Annotated in this window: 12 protein-coding genes and 1 pseudogene; 6 read left to right on the plus strand and 7 right to left on the minus strand. The window is 72.3% G+C overall.

From position 1 onward, the window contains the following. Together ACI2L3_RS37925 and ACI2L3_RS37930 are read right to left on the minus strand one after the other, a co-directional pair. A partial coding sequence (locus ACI2L3_RS37925; protein WP_404757014.1) for an alpha-1,4-glucan--maltose-1-phosphate maltosyltransferase occupies positions 1-1,973 on the minus strand: 1,973 nt, incomplete at its 3' end. Between the two features lie 60 nt (positions 1,974-2,033). Then, positions 2,034-2,276, minus strand: a complete 243-nt coding sequence (locus ACI2L3_RS37930) for a DUF5133 domain-containing protein (RefSeq protein WP_404757077.1) — start codon at positions 2,274-2,276, stop codon at positions 2,034-2,036. 237 nt (positions 2,277-2,513) lie between these two features. On the opposite strand from ACI2L3_RS37930, the pseudogene ACI2L3_RS37935 reads away from it, so the two are divergent. The 5 genes and pseudogenes from ACI2L3_RS37935 to ACI2L3_RS37955 all read left to right on the plus strand — a co-directional run. Further along, positions 2,514-2,981 (plus strand): annotated as a pseudogene (locus ACI2L3_RS37935) (pep a2); the annotation flags it as partial. A 399-nt stretch (positions 2,982-3,380) separates the two neighbouring features. After that, positions 3,381-5,507: a glycogen debranching protein GlgX gene (glgX, locus tag ACI2L3_RS37940; RefSeq protein ID WP_404757078.1), complete on the plus strand. Its 2,127-nt coding sequence runs from the start codon at positions 3,381-3,383 to the stop codon at positions 5,505-5,507. A gap of 68 nt (positions 5,508-5,575) precedes the next feature. Next, complete coding sequence (locus tag ACI2L3_RS37945) at positions 5,576-6,994, plus strand: NAD(P)/FAD-dependent oxidoreductase (RefSeq protein WP_404757015.1); 1,419 nt, start codon at positions 5,576-5,578, stop codon at positions 6,992-6,994. Positions 6,995-7,190: 196 nt separating this feature from the next. Further along, positions 7,191-8,699 carry an FUSC family protein gene (locus tag ACI2L3_RS37950; protein ID WP_404757016.1) on the plus strand — a complete coding sequence of 503 codons (1,509 nt, stop codon included), beginning with the start codon at positions 7,191-7,193 and terminating at the stop codon, positions 8,697-8,699. A 16-nt stretch (positions 8,700-8,715) separates the two neighbouring features. Continuing rightward, positions 8,716-9,732 (plus strand): endonuclease/exonuclease/phosphatase family protein, encoded by a 1,017-nt coding sequence (locus ACI2L3_RS37955; protein WP_404757017.1) that lies wholly within the window; start codon positions 8,716-8,718, stop codon positions 9,730-9,732. A gap of 37 nt (positions 9,733-9,769) precedes the next feature. On the opposite strand, the gene ACI2L3_RS37960 is transcribed toward ACI2L3_RS37955, so the two are convergent. Next, positions 9,770-10,345 (minus strand): hypothetical protein, encoded by a 576-nt coding sequence (locus tag ACI2L3_RS37960; RefSeq protein ID WP_404757018.1) that lies wholly within the window; start codon positions 10,343-10,345, stop codon positions 9,770-9,772. Next, on the minus strand, positions 10,342-11,085 hold the full coding sequence (locus ACI2L3_RS37965; protein WP_404757019.1) for an alpha/beta fold hydrolase: 744 nt from the start codon (positions 11,083-11,085) through the stop codon (positions 10,342-10,344). Before ACI2L3_RS37965 ends, ACI2L3_RS37960 begins: the two co-directional genes overlap by 4 nt. Positions 11,086-11,370: 285 nt before the next feature. On the opposite strand from ACI2L3_RS37965, the gene ACI2L3_RS37970 reads away from it, so the two are divergent. After that, positions 11,371-12,429 carry a lactonase family protein gene (locus ACI2L3_RS37970; protein WP_404757020.1) on the plus strand — a complete coding sequence of 353 codons (1,059 nt, stop codon included), beginning with the start codon at positions 11,371-11,373 and terminating at the stop codon, positions 12,427-12,429. Between the two features lie 99 nt (positions 12,430-12,528). Here the strand turns inward: ACI2L3_RS37970 and ACI2L3_RS37975 are convergent, their stop codons facing one another. From ACI2L3_RS37975 to ACI2L3_RS37985, 3 genes are all read right to left on the minus strand, one after another. Next, positions 12,529-13,473: a sirohydrochlorin chelatase gene (locus ACI2L3_RS37975; protein WP_404757021.1), complete on the minus strand. Its 945-nt coding sequence runs from the start codon at positions 13,471-13,473 to the stop codon at positions 12,529-12,531. Between the two features lie 95 nt (positions 13,474-13,568). Further along, positions 13,569-14,549 (minus strand): N-acetylglucosamine kinase, encoded by a 981-nt coding sequence (locus ACI2L3_RS37980; RefSeq protein ID WP_404757022.1) that lies wholly within the window; start codon positions 14,547-14,549, stop codon positions 13,569-13,571. Further along, a complete protein-coding gene (locus ACI2L3_RS37985) occupies positions 14,546-15,223 on the minus strand; it encodes a uracil-DNA glycosylase (protein ID WP_404757023.1) in 678 nt (225 codons plus the stop codon). Before ACI2L3_RS37985 ends, ACI2L3_RS37980 begins: the two co-directional genes overlap by 4 nt. Positions 15,224-15,243 lie beyond the last annotated feature (20 nt).

Raw genomic sequence — 15,243 nt, forward strand, 5'->3', positions numbered from 1 at the left:
ATGTGCGCGGGGGCGCGGCCCGGTTCGAGGCGCACGTAGTTGGCCCTGCCCCAGTGGTAGGTCTCGCCGGTGAGCTCGTCGCGCACCGGCACGGAGCCGTCCCTTTCGAGGCCGAGTTGCGGCATGTCCAGCGTGACCGTGGCCTCCTGGGTGTGGTGGGGGTCGAGGTTCACGACCACCAGGACCGTGTCCTGGCCCTCGCGCTTGCTGTAGACGATGACCGCGTCGTTGTCGGCCTCGTGGAATCGGAGGTTCCGCAGCAGTCGCAGGGCGGGATGGCCGCGCCTGATCCGGTTGAGCTCCGTGATCAGGGGCGCGATCGAGCGGCCTTCCCGGGCGGCGGCCTCCCAGTCGCGCGGGCGCAGTTCGTACTTCTCCGAGTGCAGGTAGTCCTCGCAGTCCGGGCGCGCCGGGGTGTTCTCGCACAGTTCGTACCCGGCGTACATGCCCCAGCTCGGCGCGAGCGTGGCGGCGAGCACGGCCCGCACCTCGAAGGCGGTCCTGCCACCCTTTTGGAGGTAGCCCGGCAGGATGTCGGGGGTGTTCACGAAGAAGTTCGGGCGCAGGAAGTGCCCGGTCTCACCGGAGAGTTCGGTGAGATACTCCGTGATCTCCTGCTTGGTGTTGCGCCAGGTGAAGTAGGTGTACGACTGCTGGAAACCGATGGCCGCGAGCGTCCGCATCATCGCGGGCCGGGTGAACGCCTCGGCGAGGAAGATGACGTCGGGATCGGTGCCGTTGACCTCGGCGATGACCCGCTCCCAGAAGACGACGGGCTTGGTGTGCGGATTGTCGACGCGGAAGACGCGTACACCGTGGCCCATCCAGAACCGCAGCAGCCGCACGGTCTCCGCGATCAGCCCCGGCATGTCCTCGTCGAAGGCGATGGGATAGATGTCCTGGTACTTCTTCGGCGGATTCTCGGCGTACGCGATGGAGCCGTCCGGGCGGTGCGCGAACCATTCCGGGTGCTTCTCCACCCAGGGGTGGTCGGGGGAGCACTGCAACGCGAAGTCGAGGGCGATCTCCAGGCCGAGCTCACCGGCCCGGCGCACGAACGCGTCGAAGTCGTCGAGCGTCCCGAGATCCGGGTGGACCGCGTCGTGACCGCCCTCCGGGGAACCGATCGCCCAGGGCACACCGACGTCGTGCGGTCCTGAGGAGAGGGTGTTGTCGGGCCCTTTGCGGAAGGTGGAGCCGATGGGGTGGATCGGCGGCAGATAGACGACGTCGAAGCCCATCTCCGCGATGGCGGGCAGCCGTTCGGCGGCGGTCCGCAAAGTCCCGGAGACGGGCGGCTCCCCCTCCTCGACGACGGCACCCTCCGAGCGGGGGAAGAACTCGTACCAGGACCCGAAAAGAGCCCGCTGCCGTTCCACCAAGAGGGGGAACCCGGGCGAGCGGGAGAGCCGGTCACGCAGGGGGTGGCGCGCGAGCACCGCCTCCACCTCCGGAGCGAGCGCCGCCGCCAGCCGCGCCGCCGGAGACCGCAGTTCGTCCTGCAGCGCTCCGGCCGCGGCCAGCAGCACCCGCTGTTCCGCACCCTTCGGAACTCCGCGCGCCGCACGCTCGTACAGCAGCGCGCCCTCTTCGAGCATCAGCCCGGCGTCGATACCGGCCGGGACCTTGATCTCGGCGGAGCGCCGCCAGTCCCGCACGGGATCCGCCCAGGCCTCCACGTGGTACGTCCAGTGCCCCTCGGCGTCCGGAGTGACGTCCGCGCCCCACCTGTCGCTGCCCGGGCCGAGTTCACGCATCGGCGTCCACGGCCCGCGGCGGCCGTCCGGGCCGAGCAGGACGACATTGGCACCGACCGCCGCGTGGCCCTCGCCGAAGACGGTGGCCGTGACCCGGAAGGTCTCGCCGGGGACCGCCTTCGCGGGGCGCCGGCCGCGGTCGACGACCGGCTGCACGTCCAGGACCGGCACGGTCACGGCGGCGGGATCAGGGCTCGTCTGTGGAGCTGACGTCATCGGTCCCTCCTCCGCCGGGCTTTCGTGCAGTTCGGTCCGTCTCGCAGGTGCCGCGCGTCGTCACAGGCCCCGGGGAACCGGGGGCGGCTTCCGCCGGCGCGTGGCTCGTGGCCGCAGATAGAGCTCGGCGGCGTCAGCCGCCAACCGCGCCTTGGGCTCACCCATCAGCACACACAGCGTGTACGCCGTGTCCTCGAACCGCATGCGCACGGCGAGGTCGGCCGGATGGGCGAGCAGCCGCCGCTCCCACGACCGGTACTGACGCAGATGCCGGGCGACCTCGGCTCTGGCGGGCAGCAGCATCAAGCTGGTCACCTTCTCGTCTCCGCGAAACCTTCTGACTCATCGTGCACGTATGAGCACCCAGCGTCCTGTTGGGTATTCAACTACCGTTCGGGCGCCGTCTCGTGTTGCGCGGATGGAGTAGTGCTCGCAGGCTGAGACTGACTCAGAAGCGATCAGTGCTCACGCTTCGTGTTCGGGGCTCGGTCAGTCAGGCCGAGGCGGAGCGAACAGCTTCGCCGAGAGGAGCCAAGAGCAATGAAATCCGCGATCCCCTGCTACTACCACCTCGATGTCGAGGTCAGCTCGGAGAGGATCGACCAGGTCAGACGCATTCTGACCGCGCATCTCCGGCACTGGGGGCTGGAGGTTCTCGTCGAATCCGTCTGCCACTGCACCGGAGTGCTGCTCCGGGAGATCGATGAGTACGGAGACGACAAGAACACCGTCGTGGAGATGTGGTGGAGCGGGCAGCACCTCATCACCGCGGTGTCGGACAACAACCGCGACCTGCCCGAGCGGCATTACGGGCCGCAGGGCTGTCTGACGCAGATCGCCGCGTTGAGCGACGGCTGGGGCAGTTTCCCCGCGACCAACGGCAAGATCATCTGGTTCTCCCGCCGTGCCCGGGCGCCCGAACGCGCCCCGCTGGCCCCGGCGGCGCCCGCCCCCGACCTGCGCGAGGAGCTGGAGCTGCCGCGCGAGGTGCGCCACGCCGTGCTCGCCAACGCGAGCGAAGCGGAGCTTCCCGTCCCGGTCGCTGTGGCCGCCCCGGTCTCGCCGAGCGCCCGCGCGCTGCGGCCGGACGAGTTCCGGACGAGGATGGTGGCAGCGGGTGAGGCCGTGCCGGAGCGGGAGCCCGTGCCGGAGCCGGAGTTGGAGCCGGAGCCCGCTGTGTGAACGCCGGTCACGCATGGGTGGCGTGAACGTACGTCACGCGTGAACGCCCGACCCGTCGTGAGGCGATGTGCCGGCCGCGGCTGCCCGAGTGAGCGGCCGCGGCCACGCGAGGCACACCCACACCGGCACACCCGACCCGCCACACCGACCCGACACATCCGACACGCCCGCCCCCCTTTCAGCCGCCCGACCCAAGCCCATCCGTACGGAGGCAGTTGCGTGCGCATCTGGACCGGTGCCCCTTTCCCCCTCGGTGCCACCTATGACGGTGAAGGAACCAACTTCGCCCTGTTCAGCGAGGTGGCCGACCGGGTCGACCTCGTCCTCATCGACGACGACGGCACACACCGGAGCATCACCCTCACCGAAGTCGACGGCTTCGTCTGGCACTGCTATCTGCCGGGGGTCGGTCCGGGCCGGCGTTACGGCTACCGGGTGCACGGCCCCTGGGACCCCGCCGCGGGCCACCGCTGCAACCCCGCCAAGCTGCTCCTCGACCCGTACGCCAGGGCCATCGAGGGGCAGACGGACAACCACGCCTCTCTCTTCGAACGCGCGGCCCACGGTCCTGACCCCGCCGACAGCGCCGGGCACACCCCGCTCTCCGTGGTGACCGACCCGTCCTTCCCCTGGGAGGACGACAGACCGCCGCGCCGCCCGTACGCCGAGACGGTCGTGTACGAGACGCACGTACGGGGACTGACGCGCACGCACCCCGACGTGCCCGCCGAACTGCGGGGCACCTACGCGGGCCTCGCGACGGAGCCGGTCATCGACCACCTCACGTCCCTGGGCGTGACCGCGGTCGAGCTGATGCCGGTCCACCAGTACGTCCAGGACGGCTTCCTGCGCGACCGGGGCCTGTCCAACTACTGGGGGTACACCTCCATCGGCTTCTTCGCCCCGCACAACGCCTACGCGGCGCACGGCTCGCGCGGCGAGCAGGTCACCGAGTTCAAGTCCATGGTCAAGGCGCTGCACCGGGCCGGGCTCGAAGTGATCCTCGACGTGGTCTACAACCACACGGCGGAGGGGAACGAGAACGGGCCCACGCTCGCCTTCCGGGGCATCGACAACGCGTCGTACTACCGCCTCGCGGAAGACGATCCCGCGCACTACTTCGACACCACCGGCACCGGCAACAGCCTGCTGATGCGCCACCCCAACGTCCTGCAGCTCATCATGGACTCGCTGCGGTACTGGGTCAGCGAGATGCACGTCGACGGCTTCCGCTTCGACCTCGCGGCCACGCTCGCGCGGCAGTTCCACGACGTGGACCGTCTTTCGGCCTTCTTCGACCTGGTCCAGCAGGACCCCGTGGTCAGCCGCGTCAAACTCATCGCCGAGCCCTGGGACGTCGGCGACGGCGGATACCAGGTCGGCAACTTCCCGCCGCTCTGGTCGGAGTGGAACGGCAAGTACCGCGACTCCGTACGGGACTTCTGGCGCGGCGCCGACCACTCGCTCGCCGAGTTCGCGTCGCGGCTGACCGGCTCCTCCGACCTGTACCAGCACGACCGCCGCCGCCCGCGCGCCAGCGTCAACTTCGTCACCGCGCACGACGGATTCACCCTGCGCGACCTGGTCTCGTACAACGAGAAGCACAATGAGGCCAACCTCGAGGACAACCAGGACGGCGAGAGCGACAACCGCTCGTGGAACTGCGGTGCCGAAGGGCCCACCACCGACGAGGCGGTCCTCGAACTCCGCGCACGCCAGCAGCGCAACTTCCTCGCCACGCTCATGCTCTCGCAAGGCATCCCCATGCTCGCCCACGGCGACGAACTCGGCCGCAGCCAGCAGGGCAACAACAACGCCTACTGCCAGGACAGCGAGCTCTCCTGGATCGACTGGGACCTCACCGCCGCGCAGCGCGAGCTGATCGACTTCACCCGCCGCGCCATCCGGCTCCGCCTCGCCCACCCCGTGCTGCGCCGCCGCCGCTTCTTCCGGGGCGACACCGCGACACACGAGGACCAGCCGCTGCCCGACCTGGTCTGGCTGCGGCCCGACGCGCGCGAGATGACGGACGAGGACTGGCAGTGGCCCGACGCGCACGCCGTCGGCGTCTTCCTCAACGGCGACGCCATCGCGGAACCCGACGCCCAGGGAAGACCCGTGGTCGACGACTCGTTCCTCCTCCTGGTCAACAGCCACCAGGAGCCGATCGTCTTCGACCTGCCGGACGCCACGTACGGCGAGCGCTGGACGGCCCGCATCGACACCTCCGACCCGGAGGGGATCGCGGACGAGGTCGAACACAAGGCGTCCGGCGAGGTCTCCATGGCCCCACACAGCCTGCTGCTGCTCTCCCGCCCCGCCCGAACGACGGGAACGGGCCGCAGGCTCTGACACCTCTTGCCCGGCGGTGGCGCCTCCGTCTCTACTGGACATGGTGACCGGCGGACGAGGGGCTGGACGTGGAGCCGACACGCGTGGAGCGGGCGCAGCGGGAGCGGACGCAGGTACTGGTCACCGGAGGCGGTCCTGCGGGCTCGACCGCGGCCACCGTGCTGGCCCGGCAGGGCTTCGAGGTGACGCTCCTGGAGCGGGACCGCTTTCCCCGCTACCACATCGGGGAGTCGCTGCTGCCCTCCCTGCTGCCCGTCCTCGACGTGCTGGGCGCCCGTGACCTGGTCGAGCGGCACGGGTTCATCCGCAAGACCGGAGCGTTCTACGGCTGGAGCGGTCAGGAGTGGCAACTGCGGTTCGACACTCCCGACCGGCCCGCCACCTACAGCTTCCAGGTCATCCGCTCAGAGTTCGACCGTCTGCTGCTGGAGCACGCCCGCGAGCAGGGGGTCGAGGTGCGCGAGGAGACTCGCGTACGCCGCGTCGAATTCACCGGCGAGCGGGCGACCTCGGCCACCTGGACCTCTTCCCCGTCCGGCCGCGACGGGCAGACGTCCTTCCGCTGCCTCGTCGACGCCTCCGGCCGCAACGGCCTCCTCGCGGCACGGCAGTTGCGTACGCGCCGCTTCCACGACGTGTTCCGCAACGTGGCCGCCTGGGGCTACTGGCGCGGGGCCGCACCGTTGGAGGGCACGCCCGAAGGGGCGATCGGTGTCTTCTCCCTTCCCGACAACGGATGGTTCTGGGCCATTCCTCTGCACGACGGCACCCTCAGCGTCGGCCTGGTGACGGACAAGCGTTCCTTCAACCGCGCCAGGCAGCGGCACGGCTCCCTCGACGGCGTCTACGAGGAGGCCCTCACCCGGTGCCCGCTCCTCGGCCGCATGCTGAACGGGGCGGAACGGGTCTCCGGGCTCAAGGTGGAGAGCGACTACTCCTACGTGGCGGAGGAGTTCTGCGGCCCCGGGTACTACCTGGCCGGGGACGCCGCCTGCTTCCTCGACCCCCTGCTCTCGACGGGGGTCCACCTGGCCATGTACAGCGGCCTGCTCTCCGCCGCCGCGATCGGCAGCGTCCTGCGCGGAGAGCTCGACGAAGCCGCGGCCCAGCGCTTCTACCGCACCGCCTACCGGCACGCCTACGAACGTCTGCTCATCCTCGTCGGCGCCTTCTACCGGATCCACGACGGCCGCGATGCCTACTTCCGCAGGGCGCAGTCCCTCAGCCACCGCGACCAGCGGGGGCTGCGCCTGCACGAGTCGTTCCTCAACATCGTGACCGGCGCCGAGGACCTCGGCGACGCACAGGACGAGGCCACCGCCCGCCTCTTCGACCGGCTCACCCGCCACCCCGTCGACGGCCACCGCCCCCAGGGCCTGGGCGGCCACGGCACCAGCCACATGCTCCCCCTGCCCACACGCCCCGATCAGGCGTCGGCGGGCCTGTACCTGACCCTCGACCCCGTCGGACTGCGCCGGCGGGTGTGAAGCTCCTGCCGTGGTCCATTGGCCTGCCCGTGGTCCAGCTCGGCGGCACGCCGCTGATCCATTGGCCCAGTGGTGAGGGTGTCGGTTGAGCCAGGAGGCCACCAGATGGTGTGATGGGTCTGTCGATGGCGCTGCGGATCTCCGCGGCGCCTTTTTCATGCGGGCAGGTCGAGCTGGGCGGAAGGGGCGGGAAGCCGTGCTGAAGAGGGTGTTCGTGGCGCCGGATCCGGGGCGGGCGCGGTTGCGGTTCGCGTCGCGGGCGGTCCTGGGCATCACGCTGGCCGTGGTCGTGTGCGGCGTGGCGGGGCATTCGCTCGCCGCGGCGATCACCGGTGGGCTCGCCGCGCTGCTCGCGCTCTTCACGGTGACGGACCCGACCGTGCGAGGCCAGGCGGTCACCACCGCGCTCCTGCCCGTCGTCGGCTTCCCCGTGCTCGCCCTCGCGGCGGGGCTGCACGACTATCCGGTGGCCCGGGACGTCGCCTTCCTGGCCGTCATGGGCGTCGGCGTGTACGCCCGGCGGTGGGGGCCGCGCGGCCACTCGCTCGGCGTGTTCGCCTTCATGATGTTCTTCAGCACGCAGTTCCTCCACGCCGAGCTGGAACAGCTTCCCCAGCTTTACGCGGCGGTCCTCTTCTCCTTGGCCGCTTCCTCCACGGTCCGCTTCGGGCTCTGGTGCTACGAGCGCGGGGTGCCCGTTGCCGCCGTGCCCGCCCCGCCGAGCGGCGAAGGGCTGGCGCGGGCGACCACCCGGCAGGCGGTGCAGGCCACGATAGGCGGCGCTTTCGCGCTCGCCGTGGGGCAGGCGATATCCGGTGACCGCTGGTACTGGGCGGTGGGGGCCACCTGGTGGGTCTTCGTGAACACCACATCGCGGGGCGAGACGCTCGTCCGCGGCTTCCGCAGGGTGCTCGGAACGTTCGTCGGGATCGGCGCCGGCCTTGTGCTCGTCGTGCCGCTGGACGGTGCGCCCGTTCCGAGCGCGCTGCTCATCGCGATCAGCGTCTTCGGCATCTTCTATACGGCCGCCGTCTCCTACTCCTGGATGATGCTCTCGGTGACGGTCCTTGCCGGCTCCCTGTACGGCCTTCTCGGGGTGCTGGACGCGAGCCTGCTCGGACTGCGGCTGGTCGAGACCGGTGTCGGAGCCCTTGGTGCCGTGCTCGCCGTGCTGCTCATCCTGCCCATCTCCACCCACTCCACGACCGACGCCTGGGTCGAGCGGGCGCTCCTGTGTGTGCATGCCTGCACCGCGGAAGCCGCGGCCCGGCTTGCCGGGTCGACGTCCGCCGACCCGGCTCCGCGGGTCGCGGAACTGGAGGCGATCCTGGGGCGGGTGCGCCTGTCCCTCGCTCCGCTCGTGCATCCACTCAGTCCGCTGCGGGCACGCAAGGGCCGTGCCCTGAGGGTGATCGCCCTGCTCGACGACTGCGCGCGTGAGGTCCGGGGGCTGGCGTCCATCGCCGGGGACCCGGAGGCGTCCCACGACGCCCGGCTCGCCGCCGCGTGCTGGCGCGTCGAGGCCGCGGTCGAGTCCCTGACGGCGCGGGAACCGGCGCCGAGGGCCGCGGGTGCCCCCGGCGAACCGCACCATGCCGCCGTCCTGGAGCCTGCCCTCGCCCACCTGCACAGCCTGGAGAAATCCCTCGTCGAACTCGCGGCCCCGTTGCAGCGGGTGACCCGCACGCCGGTGGCCGGCGGCTGACCCCATAACCTCATGCATGGAGACGTCGGACGTCGTGTCCATGCGGGGTAGGGAGGCGTTGGTGCTCGGACGGGGTACGGGGTTGCTCGCGGTGGTCATGGCCGTGGCCTGCATGGTGTTCGTCGGTCCCAGCGCGCCGAGCGGTGTCCCCATCGGCAGGCCACTGCCCGTGCACGCCGTCAAGGACGTCGTACCGAACCGGGTCATGACGTGGAACATCTGCAACCCCTGCGAGAAGAGCGACGTCGACCGGGCTGCGGAGATCGCCACGTACGCGCCCCAGGTCATCGGTCTGCAAGAGGCGTGCACGCGGGACGTCGAGCGGATCAGGGACTACCTGGAGCGCTTCTACGGGCTCGTCTACCACGTCGAGTACGGGCCGGTTCTGCGCGACTGGGGCCGCTGCGGGGGAGTGCCGTGGCATCCGGGAGGCTTCGGTCAGGCGATTCTCTCGGCGGCGCCGATGGCGGACCCCGTCAAGGTGGAGTACCCCGACGGCGGATCCGAGGACCGCGGGTACATGGCCGTCACCACGCTGGTGGGCGGCCGCCCCGTCCGGGTCTTCAACACACACCTCGCCCAGCGACAGCAGGAAGCGGTCCGGGCGGAACAGACCGGCGTACTCGCCGAAGCCGTCGCCCGGCACGACCGCGCCATCGTGCTCGGCGACTTCAACGCCGTGCCGGACGCGCCCGAACTCGCCCCGATGTGGAAGCTGTCCGACGCCACGGGCTCCCGGTGCCGCCCCGCGTCCGCCGCCACCTGCGAGCCGACCACCGACTGGGCCCTCAAGTTCGACTACGTCTTCCTGCGCGGCGTCGCCCCGATCGAACACAGCGTGGAGCACAGCCCGTACTCGGACCACCACATGCTCCACGCCGACGTGGACCCCGCTCAGGGCGTGTCTTTTGGATCAGCCCGGGCCCGCGACGCCTGGCACGGCGCCTCGCGGCGTTGTCGCATCACCCACGGACACCCAGTCCGCGGGCGATGCTCCGCCTTGCGATGCACCGCACCAGACACCGCGGGCTGACCGGACCGATCCAAAAGACACGCCCTAGCGGCGGCCTTCAGCCGTTCCGCCCCGCCGGCCCGTCGTCGTCCGGATCGTCCTTCGACGCGCGCCGCCCCCGCGTGACCGCGAGGACGCTGCCGGCGACGGCGATCACGGCGATGGCCAGGGCGATGCTGACTCCGCCCTCGGTGTCCCAGTACACGTCTTCCAGGCTGATCAGCAGCGCCGCCTCGTCGACGACGAGGGCCAGGCCCACCCCGTAGGCGAGACCCATCCAGGCGCGGGCCCGCGCCGAGCGGTCGGCCAGGCCCGCCGCGCCCACGACCGCGAGCAGCACGATGCCCCACACGTAGTGGTGGATGTGCACCCCGCCGGCCTGCATGTCACCGATCCCGGCCACGTCGATGTGGATGAGCCAGGTCAGCAGACGCATCCCGCCGAAGGTGAGCGCGAACCCCCACCAGGCCAGGACGAAACCCCGGCGTTTGGGGGAGATGCCGGGCAGCAGACGCAGCCAGGGGGAGGGGCGCTCCCGGTGCCCGGACGGTGCGTGTCCGGACGGTGTGTGCTCGGACGATCCGTGGCCGGGCCGTGCGGAGGCGGGCTCCTTCGAGGACTTCATCCGCTTCATCCGGGCTCTCCCGCCGTGAACTTCCCGATCAGTTCCGCCATGGCGTCCGGCGCGCTGTAGTGGGCCGCGTGCGCCGCGCCCGGGATGTCCACCGCGCGCCCGTCGGCGACCAGACCCGCCACGCGCCGGGCCCACGTGCCGGAGGCGATGGTGTCACCCGCTCCCCGTACGACGAGCGTGGGCGCGCGGACCCGCTCCAGGTTCACCTCGAATGACTCGGCCGCGTCCCGCAGCGAGTGGCGGAAGGAGGCGGCGCAGCGCAGGGGGCCGGTCACCAGGTAGTCGAACGCGGCCAGCGAGAGCAGCCCGAGGGGCTCCCTGGGCGCGTCCGCGACGAGGCGCCCGAACTGGCGCCGGCCGGAGACTCCCGGTTCGAGCGCCGGACCGGTCAGCACCAGGTGACTCACCAGGTGGGGGTGGCGGGCGGCCAGGGCCGCGGCCACCTGGCAGCCGACCGAGTTGGCCACCAGCGGGCCCGGGCCCAGGGACAGCCGCCGGTACCGGCGGGCCAGGGCGTCGGCGAGCTGCCCGACATCGGGTGCGCGGCGCACGGCGGCCCGGGAACGGCCGTTGCCGGGCAGGTCCGGCACCACCACGCTCGCCCCTCCCGCGGCCAGCCGACGCGCCAGTGGCACGAAGTACCGCCCGGAGAGCCCGAGTCCGTGGACGAGCACCATGGCGGGACGGCCCTCGCGTGGCGGAGGCCCGTACCCGCGGGCGAAGAAGCCGGGGTCAGTCACGTGATCCACCTGCCCACCATCACGCCCGGCACGCTCCGGGGCCACCCCGGGCCGTCCTGCCCGCCCTCCCCCCCTCCGGGTGGGGGGAGCATGTGCACCGGGCACATACACGGTGGATCAGACCTCTCGCGGGGTAATCCCGCGGTCAACGGACGCGGGCCGTGCGGGAGCGGTCCGCGTCCAACAGCCGGCCTGCCTGCCCGCCGCCTGGTCTAGACCGGCTGCTAGCGTCGGCCGCACGAGCGGCGCCTCGGACGTGGCGCCCCGGTCGAAAGGGGACTGGCAGTGGTCGTCGGCAGGCAGGCGGAGCGCGCGTACATCGGATCCTTCAGCAAGGCCGGAGGGCCGGGCGTCGTCACCGCGGCCGTCGCCCCGGACACCGGCGCGCTGACCGTACTCGGCGCCACGGACGCGGTCGCCGACCCGTCCTACCTCGCCCTCGCGCCCTCCGGGGACATGCTCTACGCGGTCAGCGAGACCCCGGACGGCGCCCTCGCCGCCTTCCGGACCGCGGGGGACACGGCCGAGCTCGCGGGTTCGCCCGTGCCGGTCGGTTCGGCGCCCACGCACCTGGCGCTGTACGACGGGCACGTACTCGCCGCCAACTACCGCTCGGGCAGCGTCACCGCCGTGCCGCTGAGCGCCGACGGAACCCTCGCCGCCGCGGCGGCGAGCGAGCTCCGGCACACCGGCTCGGGCCCGCACCCGCAGCGTCAGCAGAGCCCGCACGCCCACCAGGTCCTCGCGGACCCGAGCGGCCGCTGGGCGGTCAGTGTCGACCTCGGCACGGACTCCGTGCGCGTCTGCGCGTTCGAGGGTGGCGAGCCGGGCGGGGAGCTGACCCTGCGGCGCGAGGTCGCGCTGCGCCCGGGCTCCGGCCCGCGGCACCTCGTGTTCCATCCGCGCGGCGACCGTGCGTACGTCCTGAACGAGCTCAGCCCCACCCTCACCGTCTGCGCGTGGGACGCCGCCGACGGCGTGCTGGAGCCGCTCGGTGAGCTGCCCGTCCTCACGGAGACCCCGGAGGGCGACGCGTACCCCTCGGAGGTCGTCGTCGCGCCCGACGGGCGGTTCCTGTGGACCGCCACGCGCGGCGCGGGCGCGGACGTCATCTCGGTCCTCGCGCTGGACGAGGCGGGCGACGCGCCCCGGCTGACGGCGACCGTGCCGTGCGGCGGGCGCTGGCCCCGCGACCTCGCCATCGACCCGGCGGGCCGCCACCTGTACGCGGCGAACGAGCACTCCGGAGACGTCACCTGGTTCGACATCGACCAGGAGACGGGCGTTCCGAGCCGGGCGGGCTCCATCGAGGTGCCTGCCGCCTCCTGCGTGATCTTCGGCTGAGGCTGCTGGGACCGCTGGGGCGGCCCTCCGCACGGCGGATACGCCGATGGGCCCGGCCCCCACATCGGGGCGGGCCCATCGGCGTATCCACGGAACGGCTCAGTGCACAGGCGTGCCCGAAGGCTGCTGGGGTGTGATGCCGAGCGTCGTCGTGTACTTGGCGAGCGCCAGCTTGCCGATCGCCGGGTAGGCGCCGACCGGCTCGGCGACGGAGCAGCCCGCTTCCTTCGCGGCCGCGTCGAGCAGCGCGGTGTCGAGCTCCGGGCCGATCAGGTACGGCGCGAGCGCCAGCTGGGCCGAGCCCGAGCCGCGCAGCTGCTCGGCGATCGCGGCGATGGCGCCCTCCTCGTCGAGCGCGGCGGCCATCACCGGCACGGCGAGGCGCGCGGCGAGCAGCATGCCGGTGATCCCGGCGGCCTGCACGGCCTCCTCGCCGCCGACCGTGGCCAGCACGATGCCGTCCGCGGCGGTCGCCACGGTGAACAGGCGGGCGCGGTCGGCGCGGGCGAGCCCGGCCTCCGAGAGCCGCACGTGCAGCGCCTCGGCGAGCAGCGGGTGGGGGCCGAGGACGTCCGTCAGCTCGGCGGCGGCACGGCTGTCCATGACGGCCTGCCGGATGCGGCGCATCAGCGCGCTGTCGGGTCCCGCGAGCAGCGGCACGACGACGGCCACGGGGCCTTCCGGGTCGGCGACCTCGGCGCCGGCGGCGCGGGCACGCTCGACGCGGGCGGTGCGCTCGGCGGCCGCGTGCGCGAGCACGGACCGCAGCGAGGGGAACTCGGGGAAGGACGTGACGGTGGCGTCCTCCTCACCGTCGACGTAACCGATTCTGGCGTCGAGACCGGGCAGCTCGGAGCGGGCGATGCTCACGACTTCCTCGGCGAGGCCGCGCGTGGACGTGCTGGGGGTGCCCGGCACGGCGAGAACAAGTGCGGGCGCGCCCTCAGGAGCCGCGACGGGCTCCGGACGGCGGTGCCGGCCCGGCTGACGGGGGCGCGGCATTCGTACAGGCAGGCCGGATGCGGGCCCAGTGGGGGAGCTCATGCGCCCGCATGCTACTGGCTTGCGGGCCATCCCTGTTCGGGGAGGGTGCAGGTGGGCGGTATAAGTCCGTTTTTGTCTGATGAATTACGTAGAGGTCAACTGTCGCCTTCGCTGTGGACGGAGAGCATGCCGGCGTCGAGCGGCAGCCGCAGCCGGTCCGCGGCGACATCGGCCGCTATGCGCAGCGCGCCGTCCAGCGGATCGCCGGCCGCGGGAACGCGCCGTGCGTGCGGCAGTTGCTCGGCCAGTTCGTCGCGCAGGGGTGCGAGCAGGGGCTCGCCCAGTTTGAAGAGGCCGCCGGTGAGGGCGACTTCGCACGCGCCGGCGGAGGGGCAGACGGCGGCCGCGGCCTCCGCGATGTGGCGGGCCGCGGCCCGCAGGATGCCGCCCGCCACCGTGTCGTCCGCTGCACAGCCGGCCACCTCCGGCGCGAAGGAGGCGAGCACCGCGGGCCGGTCGGTACGGGTATAGAGCCGGGCCGGCAGACCGGCGAGCGGGCCGAACAGCTCCTCGGCGCGTGCGAGGAGCACCTTCGAACCGCCGCGTCTGCCGTCGTGCGCCCGCATCGCCGCTTCGAGTCCGGCGCGGCCGATCCAGGCACCGCTGCCGCAGTCGCCGAGCAGATGCCCCCAGCCGTCGGCGCGGCGCCACACGGTCAGGTCGGTGCCGGTCGCGATCATGCCGGTGCCCGCCGCGACGACCGCGCCGGGGCGGTCGCCGAGCGCGCCCGCGTACGCGGTGACGGCGTCCGCGGCGAGCGCCGTGCGGCGTACCCCCAGCGTCCGCGCGAGCGCCGCCGGCAGTCCGGCGCGGAGGTCGTCACCGAGGGTCGCCATGCCCGTCGCACCGACGGCGACGGCCGTGATCCGCCCGCCGCCCGACGCTTCCAGCAAGCCCCGCGCAAGTGGCAGGAGTTGCTCCATGAAGTGCCCGGCGTCAATGCCGAGCGGACCGGTGCGTACGGGACCCGAGGAGCGCACCGGGCCGGCGCGGCCCGTGCCGTGTGCCACGTGGAGCGCCGCCCGCAGTCCGGAGCCGCCGGAGTCGACGCCCAGTACCCACTCGCCGGGTGTCACGGCAGCCGCCAGTCCACCGGCTGCGCCCCCTGCCGGACCAGCAGGTCGTTGGCCCGGCTGAAGGGGCGCGAGCCGAAGAAGCCACGGTCCGCCGACATGGGGGAGGGGTGCGAGGACTCCACCGAAGGCAACTGCCCGAGCAGTGGCCGCAGATTGCGGGCGTCCCGCCCCCAGAGGATCGACACCAGCGGTTTCCCGCGGGCGGCCAGCGCCCGTATGGCCTGCTCGGTGACCTCTTCCCAGCCCTTGCCGCGGTGGGCGGCGGGCTTGCGCGGGGCGGTGGTGAGTGCCCTGTTGAGCAGCAGGACGCCCTGCTCGGTCCAGGGCGTGAGGTCACCGTTGGACGGCGCGGGCAGGCCCAGGTCGCTGTTCATCTCGCGGTAGATGTTGACGAGGCTGCCGGGCAGCGGCCGCACGTCGGGCGCGACCGAGAACGACAGGCCCACCGCGTGACCGGGCGTGGGGTAGGGGTCCTGGCCGACGATCAGGACGCGGACGTCGTCGAAGGGCTGCTGGAAGGCGCGCAGAACGTTCGCCCCCGACGGGAGATAGGTGCGCCCGGCGGCGATCTCCGCGCGCAGGAAGTCCCCCATCGAGGCGATCCGTTCGGCCACCGGCTCCAGGGCCTTCGCCCAGCCGGACTCGACGATTTCATGCAAGGGTCGTGGTGCCACGGCGTCACCCTACTGCCGTA

The organism is Streptomyces sp. NPDC029674 (assembly GCF_044903205.1).
Lineage (GTDB): Bacteria > Actinomycetota > Actinomycetes > Streptomycetales > Streptomycetaceae > Streptomyces.

What these genes read in the sequence shown, in the direction of transcription:
- ACI2L3_RS37930 (WP_404757077.1), bottom strand. Translation starts at nt 2,276, where the DNA reads ATGCTGCTGCCCGCCAGAGCCGAGGTCGCCCGGCATCTGCGTCAGTAC.
- ACI2L3_RS37955 (WP_404757017.1), top strand. Translation starts at nt 8,716, where the DNA reads ATGGAGACGTCGGACGTCGTGTCCATGCGGGGTAGGGAGGCGTTGGTG.
- ACI2L3_RS37960 (WP_404757018.1), bottom strand. Translation starts at nt 10,345, where the DNA reads ATGAAGCGGATGAAGTCCTCGAAGGAGCCCGCCTCCGCACGGCCCGGC.
- ACI2L3_RS37975 (WP_404757021.1), bottom strand. Translation starts at nt 13,473, where the DNA reads ATGAGCTCCCCCACTGGGCCCGCATCCGGCCTGCCTGTACGAATGCCG.